Here is a 22,121-nt window from a genome sequence, read left to right on the forward strand (position 1 = left end):
ATGTATCTATAAGTCATTCTATAACAATTAAAAATAAGGCCCAGTGTGAAACAGTTACTCTTCCTATGGCTCCTATCAGCCAGCCAGCTTTGTTATGCCCAATTTACGGTTATACACAATGTAAACGGCTACACGCCAACCCGCACAGGTGAAATAAAGCACTTTTCAACCTTAGTAATAAAAGATGGTAAAGTCGTAAAAACTGGAGACGAAAACACGCTTAAGCAATACCCACAAACTAAGCCTATTGATGGAAAAGGATTAACTATGCTGCCTGGGTTAATTGATGCTCACGGCCACATTATTGGTTTAGGCAAAAACTTATCTCAATTAGATCTGAGAAACAGTATTTCTGTAGAACAGGTTGGCAAACGCCTCACAGATTATGCCAAAGCGAACCCAACCGGCTGGATACTTGGTCGAGGGTGGGACCAATCAAAGTGGACACCTAGTCGCTTTCCTGCCGCATCCGATTTAGACAAATATGTATCAGACCGTCCGGTTGTGTTAACCCGAGTAGATGGTCACGCAATTTGGGTAAACTCAAAAGCTATGGAGCTCACAGGGATTCAAAGTACAGCAACCTCACCGCCAGGCGGAGAAATACTCAGGCTCAAAAATGGTGAGCCCAGCGGAATTTTCATTGATAAAGCGGAACTACTGGTCACGAAACACATACCGAGTCCTTCGCACACACAAATAAGTAATGCGTTGGATGCTGCAGCTCAACACTTGCTAAGCCTTGGGATAACATCCGTTCACGATGCGGGGATTGATTATGCAACATGGCAACTATATCGGCAGAGAGCTAAAGCACAAACCCTTCCGTTGCGTATTTATGCCATGCTTAGCGCCTCAGACCCCCTGTTAGACACCATGTTAAAAGCTGGCATATATAAAGAACAATCTGACTACCTCTCCATTCGCAGTGTCAAAATATATGCCGATGGCGCTCTTGGCAGCCGCGGTGCAGCCCTTTTAACCGAGTACAAAGATAGACCAGGTTATCGTGGCCTCATGCTGGAAAATCAGCCCAATCTTGAGTCTCTGATAGCAAAAAGTGTCGCATATGGCTTTAGTGCACATACACACGCAATCGGTGACCGTGCTAACCGCATTGTTTTAGATAGCTACCAAAATGTTTTTAAATTAAAGGGAGGGAAGCTACTTAGAAATAGAATAGAGCATGCCCAATTGGTTGATCTGGCCGATATCCCCAGATTCAAAGAATTGAAAATAATCCCTTCAATGCAACCTGTTCACGCCACTTCTGATATGCATATGGCAGAGAAGCGCCTCAATCAATCGCAACTTCAAGGTGCTTACGCTTGGCAGTCTTTTCTCAAGCAAGGAACCAAAGTCGCCGCAGGCTCTGATTTCCCAGTAGAGCTTGCAAACCCTTTTGATGGGCTTTACGCTGCAATTACGCGTATGGACAAAACAGCTCACCCTGAAGGCGGCTGGCGACCGGCAGAGCGCTTATCAAAACAACAAGCGCTGCAAGCTTTTACGCTCGACGCTGCCCACGCTGCATTTCAAGAGTTTAAATTGGGTAGCCTAGAGCACGGTAAATGGGCTGATTTTATCTTAATAGACAACGACTACTTCAACTCCGATTTAAACTCACTGTTAACAACACAGGTGCAGCAAACATGGATAGCTGGAGAGCGCAGATATCTGCGCCATTAATCTTTTGATTTAAGTAGTTTGATCAAGTGATATATATTGACCAATGCGAGTAGCCCATTGGTCAATACAACTGGCCAAGCACTGATCATTGCACCATAAATGGTAAAACAAATACATCCGGCCAAATTGAACCAACGTAACTTTGTTACATTGGTCATCATGAGTGAAACCACTAAGAATACAGATGCCAGATAACCTAAATACTCCCAAGTCATTTGTTCTCTCCTCTTAGTTGGGTTAGCATTAAAATAGCGACTACAATAAGCCAATATAATTGAACCTTTATAAGGTCCACCGTGCATTTTTGCACACAGCTGTAAATTGAAAAAGTACGGCAGTCGACTTATCGATTGCGTAAAATTTTAGTTCACAGAGTTGCGCTTGATAAGGTACTTATCGCGTTAAGGAACCAATGCGACTAAAACTCACAAAGAAGTAACGCGCATAGCACTTGAATAACGTTGTTCATGCTATCTTTATAATAATTTAATAAATAGGACAATTGTCCGAGAGCCAACCAGATGTTCCAATATCATTTTTCAACCACTTTGGTAGAGCAACTATTAAGTTTTGCTGGCAACAGCTTTCAACATCGCAAAAAAGAAATTTTGATTCATCAGGATGAACCTCTGAGTAAGCTCATCCTAGTTAGAAGCGGCACTGTTTCATTTAGCTACGATGTTGGTAACGGAAGACGTTTGCTACTTGGTCAGTTAGATTGCAATAATACATTGATAGGTGAAATAGAAGCGCTCAATAATCAGCCATGTATTTATACGGTCAGTTGTCTCAGCGACGTTCAATACAATTTAATAGAGCTCAAACACTGGAGGCAGTTGTTGCTAGAGCAACCTGAGTTGAGCTTATATACTGCTCAAACAATCGCAGCAAAATTTACTGAGAACCAAAAAATAAACCTCGATAAGCTGCTTTTGCCCCTTAGTTATAACATCGCCAAAGACTGCCTTTTAAGAGCCGAAAATAACCACCCTACTTTGCTACGCGCATACTCCACAGTGAGTGCCGAAGCAGAGAGGTTTGCAACTACGGAAAGAGCATATAGACGAGTCGTGAGTGAACTTGTTGAAAAAGGGTTGATAGAAAGAACTAACTCTGGCTTAAAGCCCATAAACTTGGGGCTTTTAAACGAATTTGTAGAGAGCTTTTCACAAATTTAATGACATCAATATTATTGTTTTTTTAACATTTTGAAGTTCAGATCCCAATTTGAGATCAATGTGTTATTATTAAAAGTGAATTTTTGGATAAAGTTAGAACAGTTCACTTGACGAACATTTAATGTACGCTTATCCTCTAAACACTAATTTGCATGCAGGGCAAGGCTGTCTTACATCTGCAATTGATTAGTTAAAAACTCTCAGTTTACTTGTATTTAAAGGAAAAGGTAAAAATCATGGGAAATAAAAATTTCAAGCTAACTAAACTTGCCCTAGCATTGGGTTTAACAGTAAGTTTAGCTGGCTGTTTCAGCGATAATGACAACGATGTTACTGTAACTCCGCCAGATCCGGATCCGGGTACAGTAAAAGTTCCAACTCCTGACACTCCTGCAGCACTTTCTTCATACGTCTCTGTAACTGTAACTGACAGCTTATCAGGCGACGCTGTGGATAATGCTACAATTACATTTTTCGAAGCAGGTGAAGCATCAGCAAATGTTACTGACCTTAGTGGTGAGGCAATCACTACTTTAACGTCAGCTGACGGTAGTTTTGCATTCAAGCTCAAAGAAGATGCAAACCTTGAATCAATCACACTTTCAATTTCAGCTGCAAACTACCTTGCCAATGCAAGCGTTGTAAGCCTAGCTAATGAAGGTGCTACAAACGTCTCTGTGAACCTAGTTAGTGCTGATAAAGCGGCAACGAAAACTGAATCTAACCTAGCTACTACTGAGGGTAAACTAGACGCAGATATCATTGTTGATACAGACGCAGCTGGCGTTGGCGCAACAGTTTCAATCCCTGCAACTGTTGAATTACAAAACGCAGCTGGCGAAGCCGTTGCTGGTAGCGTAAACATTGAAGTTGTTACAGCAGATCTTGAAGCGGCTGACGGTGAAGCAAGTGCAGCAAGTATTATTCCTGGTGGTTTAAACAGCGGTAGTGCAGCAGAAGTACTTGTACCTGCTGCGGTTGTGACTGTTAATATCACAGCCACACAAGGCGATACAACAACAACAGTTAAGCAGTTGTCAGAAGCAATAACGGTCACTACTGACATCGCAGATACATATAGAACTGTAGATGGTAACGAGCTTGTTGCTGGTAATACGTTTGATGTGTATACATTCGACGAAACAAAAGCACAATGGACCAAACTACAAGACAGCACAAATAACGACACAGTGGCAACTGTTGGTGCTAAAGTAGACAATAAGTTCCCTACAAGCTTCCAAACTAACCATTTCTCAAGCTTTGTGCCTGTTGAAAGAGTGGCGGCTTGTACAGATGCGGTTTCTTTCACTCTATCTGGTACAAACGTAAGCGTTCCTGCTGCTGGCTTATTTATGCAGATTCGCTCGAACCGCCTAGCGCTGAACGAAATTGTAAACAGCAGTACTGGTACTCTATTCGCTGAGGGTCAAGCTGCTAAAAACGGTGTAACGGTAAACTCTCTAGTTAACGTTAATGTTGTTGATGCAAACGGCAACGTATGGGGTAGCGCAAATAACGTTAACCTATGTGGTGGCGTAACAGTACCTGTTACTGCTCCTGTGACATACGTGAACCAAGACTTCAGCCTAACATACACGTGTAGCAACACAGACCAAGCAACTACAGAGCTTGATTTTACTGGTGCACTTGTACGTTACAACCAAGCGGGTAAAGCACCTCTAATCGCGGCTGAAAGCGCAAACGGTACATACGCGCTAACAGGTCTAGAGTCTGGTGCAACTTATGAAGTATCAGTAATTCCTGTAGGTGTAGATGTAGGTGATGCTTCACTTACAGTTCCAAACTTTGTAGCTGCTGACGGTGAAGCGGTATCGTTCAACGTCGGGCGTAGCAACTGTCAGTTCTCTGAAGTGTCAGGCTCTGGTAGCTAATATTTTTAAGTAAACTGAACATAAAGCTGTGATTGTTATCGCAGCTTTTTTCTTTCTAAGCTCCCCATAAATGGCTCTCACATAATCTCTACTGTTACTTTGGCAGTAATGGGCAGCCTTTCAAACTGTGATTCAGTGATTCACCCCTACACCCATTTAACTCTAGTTTAAACGCACGTATATATGTCAATAATGAATCGCATAATGTGGATCGAGCTTCTCTGTACAAGTTGATAAAACTCTTACCCGAGTCATAGAGTTATCACCTAATAATCAAAGCGCAATAACTGATACCTCCTTAAAGCTCTCATTACAAAAATCTAACTCGAAAAATAATGATAACCTCGAAAAGATATTCTATATGCTGAATACTGATGATGTGCTTTTGTAAGCTGCTTTAGCTCGATAAATATTAACACTATCAAGATAGGTGGATAAGTAATAGCCTAGCGGTAACAATCTTTAACACGCAACTTTACACAGCATCAAACAATACATAGAGCAATGTACACCTACCACATTATTTATTAATATGCCGTTTTAGCTTTTACTCATTTAGTAAAGAATCAAATATCTTATTCAGCAACACAAATGATCTACCACGCTTTAGGAGTCTCGTAGTACAAACTCAACTAGATACTAAGCATCAGTATTTTGCACACAGAGAAGGAAATAAATGCAGTTTGGTAACCACTGTGAGTATTGACGGGAAAAGAGCTGATGCTTACTTTGAATGCTGCTGCTAATTTATTAACTCTAAGTCAAAGAGATTGTATAACTCACTTGAACAAGTCAAGACAATTTAAAAAGCACACAAGCTAAAGAATGGCCTTTACAGTTGAATGAGTCAGCTGACACACATGCAGTTGCACAGTATCAGCTGAACTAGACCTAACCTACTTATAAGCTAGGTATGCCTCTCTTAGTCTAGGCAAGTTAGAATAAATATAGCCAACAGAGCTACGTCCCTGATTAAAGAATGTTCTGTTAAGGCTGATATCAGTTTTCGGTGTATAAGCTTGTTGATATACAAGGAAGTTACTATCGTCCCCTACGCGCGTACCCACTTGGTGCCGCCATGCGTGATTACCTTTGATCTGGCCAAACTTAGTCACATTCATACTTTTGCGCTTAGATAAAGGGATACTCAGAGCTATACCAGCGACTTGTGCATTTGTATCTTCACCATACAAGGACACGTAACTATCGCCAAACCAGAAGCGAGTTTCTACCTTAAAACCTTTGTCTTTTCGCCAAAACTTACCACCTGTTACATGAAAAGTAATGTCTTGGTCAACCCAGTTATATTGATACTCAACCGTGTGATAATCTCGATCCGAGTTATAATCTTTATAATCAAAAAAGCCGTAGGTATTAGTTACTTTGTGGTTACCTTCTGGACTAACCCAGGCAGTCTCATTGATAATACCAGTATACTTATAGAACTCTTTAAAGAAGCCTATTCTAGTTTGATTGTAAATACCAAAAGGTAACTGATATGTCTGGTAGAAAAAGGCGTTGCTTACCCCATTGTCCACCGAACGATCGTTAAATGGTCCCGTATTTTCAAAGTCGTCACTTTCCGATACCACAGTTTGCGCAGAAACATTAAAACCCGCTCCTTTCCAAACAGGTACGGTGACGTCCGCTCTTAACGCTAGGGAATAATCAAGTACACCCAACTCAGTTGCATGGGTAGAGCTCAATTCAGGGCTTATAGTTACTCTTGGTTTGAAATACGGGCTATTGGCACTCTCTAACCCAACCCAAGTGATACCACCAATACTTCGCATTGCACCTAACCTAGCGTTGACTTGTGGGCTTTCCCCATTGTCGATAAAGCGTTGGTAGCTTCCAACATCGCCAGAAAGTGATAACATTGGCAAACCATGATTCTTCAATTGAAGAACAAAATCAGCATTTGTATGAGAAAACAGCTCTGTAATACGCCCGGCTACTAAACCCAATGCATCAATTTCATTGCGATTGAATACAGAATTCTCGAATGAGACGATAACAACAGGCTTCCTATTAAACCCTACCCTTACAGACTCGAAACCATCGGCGATAAGCACATTTCTCAGTTTCCGTGCCAGCTTATTCATATCTGCTTTTGGTGTTGTTTGTTTACCCTTCTGTAAATTCGTATCGTTCTCTCGAGCAATGGCCTGTTCAGAGATTCTGGAACGAGTTTGAGTTGGCACTACTGTATTTGTTACTTTGATAGGCGCTGGAGCTGCTTCTACAGTTTTTTTACGAAGCTGGTATTGCGCTGAGAATGGTGCTTTAAAGTTGAAGCCCCAATAAACATCTTTTTCTGAGAAATCGGTTCCACTATAGAAGCGGCTTGTTAGTGTAAGCTCACCTAAATCAAACAGCCACTCTTTTGGCACCGTCACTCGAGCCCCAGCATTTACAGCCTCAGCATCGTATTCTACTTGCAATGCAAACCAATCCAATGGCATCCATTCAATACCACCAAAGGTACCGTCTAACATACCAGTTGTATGATCGCTACTAGCTATACCAAAAGAAAAGCGAAAGTCATCCCATTCTTTTGAAGCCACTGCAAAATGTGTTTTATATTGGTTTTCGGCACCACCAATATCTTTGCTTCCAATACTCAAACTAAACCAATCTTTAGGTATTAACGGAATACGGTACTTGGCATTAAAGGAAAGATCTCGAATTTGGTCACCTTCAGCTTGAACATTAGGGTCAAACAAGCTGTCATGAATACTGCTAGCAGCGATAAAGCCGCTCACTTCAAGCCCTTCAAAGAGACCTGCTGAAAGCGCAATATTATGACCGTCAACATACTCATTCCCCCGAAAATCAAGCATATTGTTGTAACCTACATCCCACTCTCCAACTTCTAATACTTCTGCGTTTGTTGTATTAATAAGCCCGGTGAATCCAGTAAATGTTCGGAAAGTATTCAGGTTTTCAGAGGAAAAGCTCGGTGCAGATACAACGACCAAACTCGATGCAAACAGAGAAAAAAATTTAGACATATTACAAGGTCCAAAGAGTTATATTTATTATAAGTTACACAATCCAATTTAGGACTAACCTGCCCGGTTTTTAAAGACTCTTGATACAAATTCGTGAAGAGAAAAATACTACCGGGATATCGAATTGCTCAAAACTAATGCAAGTTACCTAACTCAGAGTTGCTATATAAGGTACTTTTTAAATTAACTTAATATGGGCAATACACATCTTCGTTAGACAACTAACATTTTTTATATCATTTAAAACTAACAACATTCCTATCATCAAAGTCAATTTGTTCTTTTTTCGCATTCCAAACTAAATCACATATTCCATCAGTTGGGTTGAATCCTGTTGGTGCGTCTAATAACAGTTGTCGGATTTTCTCATGCTCAAAATTATGACAGGCAATATCAAGAGCTTCTAAAAAGACATTCAGCTCTGCTAAGGGTAACATTACTTCCTTAGCTGTCATGATCCTTAGGTGGCTCGTTTTTTCTACATTATCGCCGATTAAGAGCTCTTCATACAGCTTTTCGCCGGGGCGTAAACCAGTGCATTTTATTTCAATGTCACCATGTGGGTTGGTTTCACTTTTGACTTCAAGCCCAGATAAGTGGACCATTTTAGTCGCCAGATCTTTAATTTTTACCGACTCCCCCATATCCAATACAAACACGTCGCCACCTTTTCCCATAGCACCGGCTTGAATCACTAGCTGAGCAGCTTCAGGAATCGTCATGAAAAATCGCGTGATATCAGGATGAGTTAAAGTGATAGGCCCACCTTCTTTAATTTGTCTTCGAAACAAAGGAACGACCGAACCTGATGATCCCAGTACATTGCCGAATCTAACCATACAAAAGCGCGTATTGTGTTTACCGCGTTCTTTTCCCTGAGCTAAACCCTGCAAACACAATTCAGCCATACGCTTTGTCGTTCCCATGACGTTAGTTGGGCGAACGGCTTTGTCCGTACTCACTAACACAAAAGTTTCCACCTTTGCATTAATAGCCGCTTTGGCAGAATAATACGTGCCAAATACATTGTTTCGTACGCCTTCAACCACATTATGTTCAACCAAAGGAACATGTTTGTAAGCCGCTGCGTGGTAAACCGTTTGCACACCAAATGCAAGCATGCAAGTTTCCAGTCTGTTTATATGTTGAACTGAGCCCATAATCGGTATCAATTCAATTTCAAGGTTGTTATTACGAATGACTTCGCTAAGCTCTTTCTCTATTGAGTACAATGCAAATTCGGTCAGCTCGAACAAGACTAGTTTTTTCGGCGATTGCTTGATAATTTGACGACATAACTCCGAACCAATGGAGCCACCCGCACCAGTTATCATGACTGACTTCCCTTTGATATTGGAGTTCAGTAGGTTTTCTTTTGGTGCTACAGGATCTCGGCCTAGCAAATCTTCTATTTCGACATCTTTAATTTCATCTAATGTCGCTCTGCCTTCAACCACATCCACCATACCGGGAATCGTGAGTACTTCTACTGGTAGCTTTTCTAGCTGAGCAAGTATTTCTTTACGGCGTGCTCTACTTTCACTTGGCATAGCCAACAATACTTTTTTAGCTTTATTTCTTTCTATCAGGTTATAAATACTATCAAATGGGACAACCGGAATGCCTTGTAATATAGCGCCTTGCTTTGACTTATCATCATCAATAAATGCACTGACATAATATTCATCGCCAGCACCGATAGCTGGTGACAGCTGTCTGCCCGCAGAGCCTGCACCATATATTACAACTGGAGTCTTATTGACCGTCGCCATTCGCCCTACCAAAGCACGAACAACAATCCGCGAACCGCCAACAGCTAAAATAAGTAGCCATGCGTAGATAATAGGCATCGTACGAGGAATGCCTACATGAGTGAAAAATGATGCAACGACCAAAACAGTTGTACTTATCACAGTACCGATGACAATGGCACCTACGGCATGCGCTCCAACATAACGCAATACAGCTCGGTACAAGCCCAGATTTACAAACGCTAGCAAACTACAAGGTAATACGACTGATAATAAAAGCCAGTTCCCTACTTCAAAGAGTGGCTGAAAGCTATCTAGTCGCACGATCAGGGCCAACCAAAACGCACTTACAATAAAGAGGGTATCAATCACGAGGGTAATAAGGCGCTTTTTAGAGCGAGAGGCTCTTAAAATAGAATTGAACCAACTATCCATTGTAAATCCTTGAACTTATATACATCGTTATTTACGATGAGTTATTGTTAAAATAATACACAATAAAACGTCAACTGTCATTCAGTTGCTCTTTTACAATACGGCTTTATAAACTAGCCGATCGATATTTTATTTCACGCGGTCTCCGCTGCCCTTGCCACTCACGGTCATTAAAATGTACTTAAAATAATTTGCTAAATTCAGATCATCTAGCATTTGTTTATCTGTTTTCGCTAACAGTTCAGGCGTAGACATGTCTATTTCATTGACTTGTGACAGCCCAGTAATCCCAGGTCTGACATGATACACCCCCGCCGCATCTCGCGCTTTTGTTAACTCTTCTTGATTAAAGAGGCCAGGCCTAGGACCCACTAAGCTCATCTCGCCCTTGAGCACATTCCACAATTGCGGTAGCTCATCTAACTTGGTTTTTCTTAGAAAGCCGCCAAATGGGGTGATTGAAGCAGAGCTTGCTAAGTGGCTAGCAACTGACGCCGTATCTACCTTCATTGTTCTAAATTTAACAAGGGTAAAGGGCTTTTTGTTACGGCCTACTCTTTCTTGCTTAAAAATCGGTGAGCCCGTGTCGAACATCCCTATAATGTATAAAATAATCAAAAACGGCAAAGCAAATAGCAAACCGAAAAGTGCAAAGATAAAGTCAAGTATGCGGATCATGTTTATTTCCTAGATTTACTGTTTACACGCCTTTTGAAACCCATGCTCAAGAGAATAGGGAGGGCGCCAGCCTAACGTATTTTTTGTATGTGTAATATCAACCTGCAAAGAACCAGTCAATCTATCAACGACTTCCTCTTTAGACAGCAATTTGCCAGCTATTTTAAAGCACCAGCAAGGAATAGGAATAGATAAATTAGGTTTGTTTTGAACTTTTGCCATCATTGCAACCATAGCCGCTGTGGACACATCCCGGTCATCACTCACAAGAAACACTTGTCCTACAGCCTTTGGGTGGTCAATACATACCTTAATAAGGTCAACCAAATTATAAACAGACACTAAGCTTCTTCTATTGCTGCTGATAGCTCTAAACGGTAAAGGTAACCCTTTGCCAACTAGTTTCATCAAAGATGCAAAATTAGCTTTCACACCTTCCCCATAAACGAGTGGTGGGCGAATTATGACAACTTCTAATCCAGTCTCTTTACCGAGTGCCAATAACTGCTCTTCAGCTTCAGCTTTAGACACGCCATACGGATCTTCCGGATTTGGCTTGTCTGCAGAACTGAAAGCCTCCTTACCGGTAGTACTTTCACCATTTACTTTTATCGAACTCACAAATATAAAGCGCTTAACGCCAGACGCAACCGCTTGTTTTGCTAAGTTGAGTGTGCCTTCCGTATTGACCGCTCGAAATTCCTCAAGTGGATTTGCAGCGGTATCACTCATAACATGAACTCGAGCGGCAATATGCACTACAACATCTACTCGATCGAGTACGGAGGAGTAATCAGATTGCGCATCAATATTTGCCTTTAAATGTTTATTGCACTTTGCAGGGGCCGAACGCCCGAGTAAATTAACATTTTCTAGCGAATCAAGAGCACCTAAAAGGTGGCTACCAACAAATCCTGAGTATCCCGTAATTAAAATTTTATCCATGAAAAATTACCTTAACGCGACAATCGAGTCACTCATATCTTTCATTATGTTAGTTCTTGTATATTTACTGATGAAATCGTTTCTATCTGTATGCTCAAGTTTGAGTTTATTCAAAGCTTGCAGCGCGCCTTGATGATCTCCAGGATAGAAAACTTCAGCATTTGCAACTTCCGATTTTATAAATTCCGCTGCGTACCCAGACACACCAGCTAAAATAGGTTTTCCCGTCGCAGCATATTCAAATATTTTAGACGGCAGTACTTTCTCAAATGCCGGATAATCATTCAAATGTAAAAAGAGTATATCTGCGCTCAAGTACTCTTCTATCAGCTCTGCCCGATTAACAGGTGGTAATAGTTCCATGTTGCTAACATCGGAAATCCTGTCAACCAACTGCTGCTTTCGGCCACCATCGCCAATCACACTGAAGTAATAATTTTCACGCGTTAAACTCGCAAACTCAGGAAGAATTGTGTGCAGTCCCTGTCCTTCTCCAATATTACCCGCATAGACGAGCCGCTTCGCCTTTTCTTGGGAATTTACTTCCCTTTTAACATCAGGCAGGTCTAAGAATTCACCATCAATACCGTTGGTAAACCAAGAATAATTCGCCTTTGAATATCGGGCTTTGAAATACCCCGCAAACCCCTTAGAAACAAGATTAATGTGTTTAGCTGAGGAAAATGTATATTTTTCAAAGGCTGAAAGCACTGGCTTTAATAGCAATACCGCTTTAGGGGATAGAACGTCTTTAATTGTATCTACAAAAATATCCCTTATATCCAAGTACAAAGGTACCTTCTTATTTTTAGCGACGCGAGCGCCCAAAAACGCAGTGAACAATCTAGAACTCGTAGCAAAAACAAGATCGTAGTTTTCACTCTTAACCAGCTTTTGAGCTTGCTGATAAAACGTTTTAAACGATTTTATTTGGTCTAGCATCCCGCTTTCGTGAGACGGCAGCGATATACGTCTTATTCTGACATTGCCATCAGTCTCTTCTGCTTTAGCCCCGGCATCAAAGCTTGCATATCGATTTGGCATTGTTGTGACTACATCGACCTCTACCCCAGCTTGCTGCTTTAGCTGTTCCACTAAAGCTGTCGTTCTAAACGAGCCAGCGCATAAGTCTGGTTTAAAGTAAAATGATAAAACCAGTATTCTCACGAGTCCCTCTTAATTTGTTTGATTTCTGTTCTTAAGTTGCCGCTTGCAAACTCTATCTCAATCTTTTTATTTGCAATGGACTTACCAAATTCAGGGTGCCAAGTACTATCTTTGATATTTATGGGCTCTGCGCTACTAATTAAGCAAAGTACTTCATCATCTTTTGTGATTTTAAGCTCTTTCTCTGAAAGTTTAATGACATCAACATCGGGGTGAAGATGCAGGTGAAAACAAGCAGGGAGCTGCTTTGATAACATATCACTGACAATGACACTGTCAGGAGAACACAGTAATTCTCGTGTATGCTTGACATTAGGACTTTGCTGCAAATAGCCGTTGTGACTGGCGACTAACTGTACATTATCAGTGCTACTGATGGACTTTTCTAATTTTGCATACGCCCGTTTAGCCACCCTAAAACCTGACCAAACCTGTGAAGAATCACACCCTAAAACAGTGACAGTGTTATGTGCTGCTGTTTGACGTTGCCTTACACGCTCAGCGCTTGTGCCGTATAGAGACGTACCAGAGTTTACGAAGACACGTTGTTTACCCATTGATAATTCAAAGCTTAACGTATCAGCATGTGCGTGCCCTGGTAAATAGTCAGGCCCAACATTGGCATGGTCGAAAATAATGGCATATTGCTCGTAAGAAACACGGCTATATCCACTATCTTGATTGGTAATTAACTGCTGATTTATTTTATCGTGATTGAGCCCTAATTTGTGTGCGTAAGAAAATATCTGTTGTGGTTGCATCGCGATACCAATAGCTGCATCATTAAAAAAGCTGACTTCGCCATCTTCATGTATCATGGATGACAGCCAATTCAATGCTTTTCTTGCGATACCAGTCCACTTTGGCAGGCACGCAGTTAGCTCAGAGCGGTTACTCGTCATCGCCAAATCGATTAGCTCAAGTAAATCCCATAACAAGATCTCATGATACATTGGCGAGAGTTCAAAGTGCGCACCATCTGCTAAAAACTGCTCATCAAGCTCTTCATTAAGTAGCTTGATCCCTTGCGCTAACAACTGCGCAGAGTTTTCTCCTTGTAAATAAGCACCAACAAAGGTCAATGCCTTCGCATTAGCGAATAAATGATTTCCAAGGATATGATATTCCAGTTGCTGCGTCAGCACATTTGCTTGTTCAAGCATACTTTGAAGGTGCTTGGGAGACACTTGGGGCTGCACACTGCACCATTTGACCCAGTTTACCAACCGCAAGGAAATTGGGTAAGGCTCCCAACCATTTCCACTACACGGTGGGTTTTCTGAAATCCACTTTTCAATAAAGTCTCTATGAAGAGTGTATCTCTGCGCCCCATCTTGTGAGCTCAAGTCATCAAAATAATGTAAGTTATATAACCATAACTTAGGCTTACTTGCGCAATTCCAATCGGCAGGCGTTTTAATCGTTCCCGCTTGGTTAAGAAATTTAACATCGGTATTACTGAACAAGCTCTGCTTGTTCAGTAATGGTCCAGACCACTGCCATTCAGAGCTGCTTGGCTGGCCGCTTTCGATAAACTTTGGTTTACTAAATCGATAGTAAACTCTGTAATATATCTGCTTAAACTTAAGATATTTCACTGTGTGAAATATCTTAAGTACTCTTTCTAATTGGCCGCTCATTGTTGTCTAAGTTGCTCGGCTATATCGATAGATATCTTGGCTACTTCAAAAATCTCATTTATATCAATTGGCGCGCTCTTGCCGTCACGGATAGAGTCTAAGAACAATTGCGAGCAAAGGTTTTGACCCTTATCTTGCTTCCAAAGGTTCATTTTCTTGAATCCTTTAAAGCCGAAGCCCTTCAACTTTACAAAGTTATCTAGCTGCAGCACTTTACCGTCAGCAAACACTTCTATTCGCTCTTTAGGGAAACTTGCTGCACCGTTAGCATAATAGTGAATTGTACCAAATGAGCCATCAGCAAACCCGAGTATGATCGCGGCTTTGTCTTCCGTGATATCTATTGCATCACTATCACCCATTCTACGCGCTTGTACAGATACAATCTCACTGCCAGCTAAGAAGCGCATTAAATCCACAAAGTGACAAGCCTCCCCGATAATTCGCCCGCCACCAACAGCAATATCTTGAGTCCAATGATCAGCAGGAATACTGCCCGCGTTCATCGTCATGATGAATGACTTAGGCCCCTTTATCGGGTCAATCAATGACTTCATTTTTTGTATTTGTGGCGCGAAGCGGCGATTAAAACCAACCATTAACTTAGGAGGGTTGTCTGATTGAGACGCTTCTTCATAAGCAGACTTAACTTCCTCAAGTTCTTCGTGAGTGATCGCCAGCGGTTTTTCTACAAAGACATTCTTTCCAGCATTTAAGGACTGCTTCACAAAATGCGCATGGCTATTATGACGGGTTACGATAGCCACCGTATTAACTTCATCACTTTGGATCAGTGCGTCTGTATCTGTGGTCGCTTCTTTGAAACCCGCTTGATTACCATGGATAACACCGTTTATACCGCCCGAAGTAGAAATGCTATGGAGCTGTGCACCCGCATTTTTGAACGCAGGGATTAATACCCGTGATGCATAGTTGCCAGCCCCTACAAACCCTATAACAGGTTCTCCCGGCTTATATACGACTTCAGAATTAAGCGTTACTTTTGACGTGTGTCGAGACTCTGAAGGCGAACCATACTGTAAAAGGATGCCCAGTGCAGACTTGTCACTCGTCAATAAATCATAGGCTTCTGTCGCATTTTCAAACAAAATACGGTGTGTGATAAGCTGCTTTACGTTAAGTTGGCCACCAGCCATCATATCTAGAATAGCTTCAAAGTTTCTTTGCTCCGTCCACCTAACAAAAGGTAGTGGGTAGTCATTTCCTTTATCTTCATAGTTAGGATCATAACGACCAGGTCCATAAGAACACGATACCTGGAAAGTCAGCTCTTTTTCATAAAAATCAGCACGACTCAGCTCTAAGCCTGTTACACCCACTAAAATAATACGACCACGTTTGCGGCTCATACGAGCGGCTTGCGTAACTGGGTCATTCGATTTGGTGGATGCAGTAATAATGACGCCATCAATACCATTACCACGGCTAAATGCCATACCAGCTGCGACAGGATCTTCACCTCGGCCCGGATTACAAATTTCTGCCCCGAACTCTTTTGCCATATCTAGCTTAGCCTGATCAAAATCAATGGCCAGTACCCTACAGCCTTGAGCTCGAAGCATTTGCACAGTTAACAAGCCTATAAGTCCAACACCAGTAACAACAAATGATTCACCCATAGTAGGGTTGGCAAGACGTATACCTTGTAAGCCTATACTGGCGACAACCGTAAACGCAGCCTCTTCGTCAGAAACATTCTCAGGGATTTTTGCAACAAGATTTTTAGACACGCGCACCACATCGGCATGAGGTCCATTCGAAACGACACGATCCCCAACTTTAAATGTATCTACGCCACTGCCAGCTTGCTCTACAACACCCACATTACAGTATCCCAACGGTAACGGTTGGGCCAACTTGGATTTCACAGCATCAACTGTGGTCATGAGTCCGTCTGTTTGAACTTTCTCGAGCACCATTTTAACTTTATCAGGCTGAGAGCGGGCTTTATCTATTAAGTTTGCCTTACCGAAATCCACAAGCATTCTCTCTGTACCCGCAGAGATTAGAGTTGTGGTGGTATTAATGACAACATGGTTCTTAGTTGCTTTTGGAGCTGGCGCCTCAACAATTGACGAGCCGCCTTTCGCCATATCCTGTAGAATTTGTTTCATCTTACTTTCCTAATTGTGAACGCGCGATCTTTCTTATCTTAGCGAGGGCATCTTGAGTCAAATAATTAATAAGCACCGCTTTGTAAACACCTTTAAAGACAAAAAGGCTCCCAGCAGAAGCTCCGATCACTTTAAACTTTTCAATCAGCTTTAAAATATCTTCTGAAGAGCCAGCCCCGCCCAGTATAGTGAGCGGAACACTTGCTAGATCTCGCACTTTTTCGGCCAACTTCATATCGTAGCCTTTCATCATTCCATCTTGATCAATCGAATTGATCACTAACTCACCAATTCCGATTTCTTCTAGTTCAGATATAACTTGCTCAAGTTTCTTTTTGACTTTTTTCTTTCCGTTATGGGTATATATTTCATAACTGCCAAACAGCGTTTTTTTGACGTCTAAAACAACCACCACACTCTGTTTACCGATGATATCTGCCATCTCTCTAAGCACCGATGGATTGCTTAGTGCTTCACTTGAAATAGCGACTTTTTCAACACCCAGTTTAATGATTTCTTGTGCTTGCTGAGGCGTTTTAATACCGCCCCCATAACACAAAGGCATACGACTCTCATTGGCAAGATGCTTTATCATTTGATAATCGGGTGACTTGTTTTCAACTGTTGCGTCAATATCCAACACAATCAGTTCATCAACCTCTTTTTCGTTGAAAATTTTAACAGCATTGATTGGATCCCCAACATACTTAGCATCTTTAAACTTTACAGTTTTTACTAGCCCTTTGTTATGGACGAGTAAACACGGGGATACTCTTGATCTCAACATAATGAAAACTCAGCAAAATTCTTAAATAAGTTAATACCATTCGAGTGACTTTTCTCGGGGTGGAATTGGAATCCAAATATGTTGTCTTTTCTCACAGCACAGCAAAAGTCATCACCGTAGTGAGCTTTGATCAGCACGTCCTTTGGGTCGTGCGCATCAAAGTAATATGAATGGATAAAATAGAACCCTTTTTCACAATCTATGTCATTTAACAACGGATGTGATTCTGTCGGCTCAATTTCGTTCCACCCCATATGTGGCAGTTTCGGCTTAAAGTCTATCTTTGACTCATCGAACTTCTTAACTGACGCGTCAAACCAGCCAAGCCCAGGTAATTCACCTTCATCACTGCTTTTCGCCATGACTTGTAAACCAACACAAATCCCTAAGACAGGTTTCTTTTCAACCATCGCAAAGTGATCGAGCGCTGCTCTCATTCCGGATTTTTCTAGTTGTGTCATCGCTTCATCAAAAGCACCAACACCTGGCAAGATAATCTTGTCCGCCCTTTTTAAATCTTCCGGCGTACTTGCAAAAAAAGTCTCAATCTTTAACTTAGTAAATATGTTTTGAATGGCCTGAATATTCCCAGAGCCATAATCTACTATAGCGATCATCTTTTGCCGCCTTTCTCAAGACCAAGCTTTCTCATGACCTTTGCACCTAAATCATAAATAGATTGCTGGTTCTTATAATCTTTGTAGGTTTTGTTCGGCGCTTCCAAATAACCTCTTAGTTCTTCAGTCGTGATACCAAGCTTGTTGGCAATGTAGCTGAAATCATCATCGATCGTCTCAGGGTCATATGGTGGCTTTTTGAGTCGTTCCAACGCATCTTCTCGCGTCATTTGACCTGTAACAATCAAGCTAGAGTACTGTACTTTACGAGTGTCATAGCCAAACTTCTTATACAGCCAATAAGCCTCATAGAAACGTGTAAAACGAGACTCAAAGTGTTTTTGTGCATAGCGCTGATAACCGTAGTTATCAACTAAAAACTGCGTTGCTTCCTCTTTGTCATAAGGCATGAAGTCAAGTGGTCTATATAACTTAATTCCTTTGATATATGGCAAGTAAATTTTGTGCCATAAGATATTTGTCAACGGGAAGTTTTTCAGCTTCTTCGTACCAAACTTCTTTTGAATATCTTTAATCTGACGAGAGTCTGACTGGAAATACATCCATTCCAACGGGTTTCGAATACACTCTGTTGAGTAGTTGCCGCCCGTTAGAATATGTTTAATTTTATGCTTCGAAGCAAACTTGTACATAGTCGCAAAGAATGCATGATCTTGCGGTGTATCTGTATGAGAAACACCCGCTTTGAAGAAAGAAAGCTGCAAATCTTTCATTTCTTCCCAATCGATAACTTCTGTATAAAGATCTAAGCCAAGTCGATCTACTATTTGCTCGATGTTGTGAACAGCCTGCTGAGAGTTCCAGCCAGCGTCAACATGGAAAACCAATGGTCTTAAGCCAAGTTTTTCTTTTGCTAAGTAAACTAGGTATGAGCTGTCAATACCGCCACTCATACCAATAATGCAATCAAACTCTTTACCTTCACCTTCCTTTTTAATGTCAGCAGCAATCTTTGTGATCTCTGCCCATCCCTTTTCATCTGTGTGCCAGTTAGGCTCTATATCATTGTAAAATGTCGTACAATGATCACATACTCCATTCTCATCAAAAGTGATTTTCGAATCCGTTGTGTCCATTACGCAGTTAGTACAGACTTGATAATTATTAGTAGTCACTTTAAGTTTCTCGATTTGTTTAAAATTAATCTAAATATTGCCTAAACCATTCTTCTAATACGACCATGGCCCACAAGTTAAGTGAACGGTCTTTTCTATTAGTGGTAAATTCATCAATTATCTGTTGGACATATTTATAATCAAAGATCCCTCTCTTTTCGATTACACTTTTTGACAAGTACTCTTCCAACAATGGCGCTAAATCACGCTTCAGCCATATGCCCATTGGCGGATTAAGACCAAGTTTTTTCTTCGCGATGATTTGATCAGGTACCTTTCCTTGCAGTAACCTTTTCATTAAGTACTTAGTTTGACCATTTTTGATTCTCCATTGCGAGTCTATACTTGTCATAAACTCAACGATGTTATGATCAATCAATGGGAACCTTACTTCAAACGCATTTGCCATACTCATAATATCTCCATAGTACAACATATCGTTGGGTAAATATGTTCTTAAATCAACTAGGGAGCTTGTGATTATACCATCACCAGTATCCAACGAGTTCCAGCTATCATAAACGATACTGCTAAAACCGATGTCGTCTTTAAATAGCTTACTTAAATCTTCATCGCTAATGTACGCCGACCAGTCATCATACCTTTGTGCTGCATCTTTACCAAGTGAAGATGCAAATGCTTTTATTCTACGAGGCAAATGGTTGCCTGATGTATTCTCTGGGATTAAGTCTGTAACCTTTGCAATCCCATTAAATACAAATTTAGGAACCGCATTCAACTTTTCAGCTAATTGAACCCCCTGATATTTTGGGTAACCACCAAAAACCTCATCGCCACCATCACCCGCAAGCGCGACTGTTGCAAATTTCTTAGTCTCTTTTGTTAACTCATGAATAAGCAAAGACGTTGGGCTAGCAAAAGGTTCCCCAAAATGCTTCACCATTTTAGGTAATAGACTGACGACATCAGGTTTAATTAATATCTCTTGGTGATTAGTATTAAAATGCTTCGCCATTAACATTGCATCGCTAGACTCATCATAGCTATCGGCATTTTCAAAACCCAGGGTATAGGTGTTGATTTTCTTTTCCGAATTCTTCTGCATGTAGTAAAGAATAAGGCTACTATCAATACCACCACTTAAAAACGATCCCAATTCAACATCAGCGATCATTCGAGTCTTAACAGAATCATCGAAAAGGTAATCTAGCTCTTCAAGTATTTCACCTTCGCTTAAGCCTAAGTTTTTACCGACAAATTGCGATGCTTCCCAATACGGTTTACTCGTTAACTCACCATCTTTTAATTTCATAACATGGCCAGGAGGTAACTTTTTAATATCCGTAAAAATCGTATCGGGACAAGGCACGTATAAGTACTTCATGTACTGCCTGATCGCCTCTTGGTTGATACTTGGCTTCTCTTCAAGTAGCTTTGCAATTACATTTATTTCACTCGCAAAAATGAACTTACCATCTTTGAAGTAATAATTGAGTGGTTTTATGCCAATTCTATCTCTTGCACAAAACAGTTCATCGTCAACTGAATTGTAAATTACAAAAGAAAACATCCCTCTCAATTTGTGTACGAATTCATCACCATATTCGATATAGGCGTATAACATCGCCTCGGTATCAGATTTTGTTTTGAATGGGTACTTTCCGGCCAGATCTTTTCGTAAATCGGCATGGTTATACACTTCACCATTAAAAACGATGACATATTTTCCACACTCGGAGTAAAAAGGTTGATTCGACTCTTCGTTGTGATCAACAACAGCCAGTCTGTTGTGCCCCAACGTATAACCACCGATATACGTATAGTCAGAGCTATCAGGTCCCCTATGAGGAGCAAGACTCAAGAAGTCATTATTTTCGCTTTTAAAATTAAATCCAACTATTCCACACATTTTTTTCTCTAAAAATTTTAATACCTGTGCTCAGCACAGGGTGAGACCTAAATAGCCTTAACCGGCTTGCTTTTATTAAGAACCATCTTTCTAAAATAACTAACGCTTTCTAACCTTCGAGCTAGGTATGCTGATAGCATTACAGTGAAAGCATAAAGTAAAGAAGCACTTACTATTTTTAACAACAGACTAAATTCCATAAAGCTCTCTCCAATTAAAGAGAAAGCAAGTAAATAAATTGGAAAATGAACAAGGTATAAAGTATAGCTAAAATAAGCATACCCCTTAAAACACCAAAGCCAACTAGGCAAGTAAAGCGACTTTATAAATATGCAAATCAACATAAAAATCAAAGTGATTCTAGTCAGTTCAAATAGTGTTACTACCGCTCTTCCTTCCGGAATTAGATAGCCATAGTGACCTACCAAATAGAGGCAACACAACAACAGCCCCCAACCTAATAATGAACGGTTGATTTTGATCAACCCACGCAAGTGCAGACAACTTACTGCTCCCATTATCCAGCAGGCCAGATGTATAAAGTACTGCGTGTTATATGAGTAGATCTGATACATCAAGAATAAAATTGCAATCAATCCAGCATATACATTCCTATTAACAGCGAACATTATAGCGGCGCAAGCGAGCATATATATATTAAATTCAAGTGCAACAGACCAAAGCGGCCCATTATTACCTATCGTCTCTATCCCTTTAATAACCTCATTTAATAGAAGAAAAGTAAACACATAATTTTTAAAGTCAAAGCTCACATGTTCTCTTAATATAGGAAAAGGGAAATTACCTCCTCCTAGATCTGTTATTTGAAAGTAAGCACAAAAAAAATAAACACCTACTGACAATGTCAACGCAAATAATAATGGGGGATAAACCCTATCAACTCTACTAGCAATAAATAATCGAGAGTGAAAACCATCAAACCTTTCAATATTATCCAATATGGAGTTCATTATAAAAACCCCTGATATGACAAAGAAAATCATAATTAAAATTTCGCCAATGTCATAAGAAAAAATAGAAAAGAAAGTGTCCACTCCATTTATAGGTACATAGAACGCCTGTAATAAATGAGCGAAGCTAATATACATGCACCCAATACCCCTAAACCAATCTGATAAATCACATACTTTCTGATCAATTTTTTTCATATACGAGCTTCCTTGCAA

General features: G+C 40.7%; 16 protein-coding genes. 3 read left to right on the forward strand and 13 right to left on the reverse strand.

Annotated elements, in window-relative coordinates; all coding sequences use genetic code 11:
• Positions 1-45 precede the first annotated feature (45 nt).
• Positions 46-1,689 (forward strand): amidohydrolase, encoded by a 1,644-nt coding sequence (locus A7985_RS17145; protein ID WP_065791646.1) that lies wholly within the window; start codon positions 46-48, stop codon positions 1,687-1,689.
• Here A7985_RS17145 and A7985_RS17150 read toward each other — a convergent pair.
• On the reverse strand, positions 1,686-1,904 hold the full coding sequence (locus A7985_RS17150; RefSeq protein WP_063374431.1) for a YgjV family protein: 219 nt from the start codon (positions 1,902-1,904) through the stop codon (positions 1,686-1,688). The genes A7985_RS17145 and A7985_RS17150 overlap by 4 nt on opposite strands.
• A 306-nt stretch (positions 1,905-2,210) precedes the next feature.
• On the opposite strand from A7985_RS17150, the gene A7985_RS17155 reads away from it, so the two are divergent.
• Together A7985_RS17155 and A7985_RS17160 are read left to right on the forward strand one after the other, a co-directional pair.
• Positions 2,211-2,867, forward strand: coding sequence for a Crp/Fnr family transcriptional regulator (locus A7985_RS17155; RefSeq protein WP_065791647.1), 657 nt, complete (start codon positions 2,211-2,213; stop codon positions 2,865-2,867).
• Between the two features lie 236 nt (positions 2,868-3,103).
• A complete protein-coding gene (locus A7985_RS17160) occupies positions 3,104-4,759 on the forward strand; it encodes a hypothetical protein (RefSeq protein WP_065791648.1) in 1,656 nt (551 codons plus the stop codon).
• 896 nt (positions 4,760-5,655) lie between these two features.
• Here A7985_RS17160 and A7985_RS17165 read toward each other — a convergent pair.
• The 12 genes from A7985_RS17165 to A7985_RS17220 all read right to left on the reverse strand — a co-directional run bounded on the left by A7985_RS17165 (position 5,656) and on the right by A7985_RS17220 (position 22,103).
• The gene (locus tag A7985_RS17165) at positions 5,656-7,773 is read right to left on the reverse strand and encodes a YjbH domain-containing protein (protein WP_065791649.1); all 2,118 of its coding nucleotides are present in this window, start codon (positions 7,771-7,773) and stop codon (positions 5,656-5,658) included.
• A 236-nt stretch (positions 7,774-8,009) separates the two neighbouring features.
• Positions 8,010-9,959: a polysaccharide biosynthesis protein gene (locus tag A7985_RS17170; protein WP_065791650.1), complete on the reverse strand. Its 1,950-nt coding sequence runs from the start codon at positions 9,957-9,959 to the stop codon at positions 8,010-8,012.
• A 129-nt stretch (positions 9,960-10,088) separates the two neighbouring features.
• A complete protein-coding gene (locus tag A7985_RS17175; RefSeq protein ID WP_065791651.1) occupies positions 10,089-10,637 on the reverse strand; it encodes a sugar transferase in 549 nt (182 codons plus the stop codon).
• Between the two features lie 15 nt (positions 10,638-10,652).
• On the reverse strand, positions 10,653-11,582 hold the full coding sequence (locus tag A7985_RS17180) for a UDP-glucose 4-epimerase family protein (protein ID WP_065791652.1): 930 nt from the start codon (positions 11,580-11,582) through the stop codon (positions 10,653-10,655).
• Positions 11,583-11,588: 6 nt separating this feature from the next.
• Positions 11,589-12,749 carry a glycosyltransferase family 4 protein gene (locus A7985_RS17185; protein ID WP_065791653.1) on the reverse strand — a complete coding sequence of 387 codons (1,161 nt, stop codon included), beginning with the start codon at positions 12,747-12,749 and terminating at the stop codon, positions 11,589-11,591.
• Positions 12,746-14,347, reverse strand: a complete 1,602-nt coding sequence (locus tag A7985_RS17190) for a heparinase II/III family protein (RefSeq protein WP_256096786.1) — start codon at positions 14,345-14,347, stop codon at positions 12,746-12,748. Before A7985_RS17190 ends, A7985_RS17185 begins: the two co-directional genes overlap by 4 nt.
• Before the next feature lie 38 nt (positions 14,348-14,385).
• Positions 14,386-16,524 (reverse strand): bi-domain-containing oxidoreductase, encoded by a 2,139-nt coding sequence (locus A7985_RS17195; RefSeq protein WP_065791655.1) that lies wholly within the window; start codon positions 16,522-16,524, stop codon positions 14,386-14,388.
• 1 nt (position 16,525) lies between these two features.
• A complete protein-coding gene (locus A7985_RS17200; RefSeq protein WP_063378450.1) occupies positions 16,526-17,311 on the reverse strand; it encodes an AglZ/HisF2 family acetamidino modification protein in 786 nt (261 codons plus the stop codon).
• Positions 17,305-17,928, reverse strand: a complete 624-nt coding sequence (gene hisH / locus A7985_RS17205) for an imidazole glycerol phosphate synthase subunit HisH (RefSeq protein WP_065791656.1) — start codon at positions 17,926-17,928, stop codon at positions 17,305-17,307. The genes A7985_RS17200 and hisH overlap by 7 nt, the downstream gene beginning before the upstream one ends.
• Positions 17,925-19,064: an N-acetyl sugar amidotransferase gene (locus tag A7985_RS17210; RefSeq protein ID WP_081228074.1), complete on the reverse strand. Its 1,140-nt coding sequence runs from the start codon at positions 19,062-19,064 to the stop codon at positions 17,925-17,927. The genes hisH and A7985_RS17210 overlap by 4 nt, the downstream gene beginning before the upstream one ends.
• A gap of 25 nt (positions 19,065-19,089) precedes the next feature.
• Positions 19,090-20,934 carry an asparagine synthase (glutamine-hydrolyzing) gene (asnB, locus tag A7985_RS17215; RefSeq protein WP_065791657.1) on the reverse strand — a complete coding sequence of 615 codons (1,845 nt, stop codon included), beginning with the start codon at positions 20,932-20,934 and terminating at the stop codon, positions 19,090-19,092.
• A 47-nt stretch (positions 20,935-20,981) separates the two neighbouring features.
• Positions 20,982-22,103 (reverse strand): acyltransferase family protein, encoded by a 1,122-nt coding sequence (locus A7985_RS17220; protein ID WP_065791658.1) that lies wholly within the window; start codon positions 22,101-22,103, stop codon positions 20,982-20,984.
• Between the last annotated feature and the right edge of the window lie 18 nt (positions 22,104-22,121).

Source organism: Pseudoalteromonas luteoviolacea (assembly GCF_001696455.1).
Taxonomy (GTDB): Bacteria; Pseudomonadota; Gammaproteobacteria; order Enterobacterales; family Alteromonadaceae; genus Pseudoalteromonas; species Pseudoalteromonas luteoviolacea_C.

Coding starts and splice junctions, on each gene's coding strand:
- A7985_RS17150 (WP_063374431.1), bottom strand. CDS start 1,904: ATGACTTGGGAGTATTTAGGTTATCTGGCATCTGTATTCTTAGTGGTT.
- A7985_RS17155 (WP_065791647.1), top strand. CDS start 2,211: ATGTTCCAATATCATTTTTCAACCACTTTGGTAGAGCAACTATTAAGT.
- A7985_RS17160 (WP_065791648.1), top strand. CDS start 3,104: ATGGGAAATAAAAATTTCAAGCTAACTAAACTTGCCCTAGCATTGGGT.
- A7985_RS17165 (WP_065791649.1), bottom strand. CDS start 7,773: ATGTCTAAATTTTTTTCTCTGTTTGCATCGAGTTTGGTCGTTGTATCT.
- A7985_RS17170 (WP_065791650.1), bottom strand. CDS start 9,959: ATGGATAGTTGGTTCAATTCTATTTTAAGAGCCTCTCGCTCTAAAAAG.
- A7985_RS17175 (WP_065791651.1), bottom strand. CDS start 10,637: ATGATCCGCATACTTGACTTTATCTTTGCACTTTTCGGTTTGCTATTT.
- A7985_RS17180 (WP_065791652.1), bottom strand. CDS start 11,582: ATGGATAAAATTTTAATTACGGGATACTCAGGATTTGTTGGTAGCCAC.
- A7985_RS17195 (WP_065791655.1), bottom strand. CDS start 16,524: ATGAAACAAATTCTACAGGATATGGCGAAAGGCGGCTCGTCAATTGTT.
- A7985_RS17200 (WP_063378450.1), bottom strand. CDS start 17,311: ATGTTGAGATCAAGAGTATCCCCGTGTTTACTCGTCCATAACAAAGGG.
- hisH (WP_065791656.1), bottom strand. CDS start 17,928: ATGATCGCTATAGTAGATTATGGCTCTGGGAATATTCAGGCCATTCAA.
- asnB (WP_065791657.1), bottom strand. CDS start 20,934: ATGTGTGGAATAGTTGGATTTAATTTTAAAAGCGAAAATAATGACTTC.
- A7985_RS17220 (WP_065791658.1), bottom strand. CDS start 22,103: ATGAAAAAAATTGATCAGAAAGTATGTGATTTATCAGATTGGTTTAGG.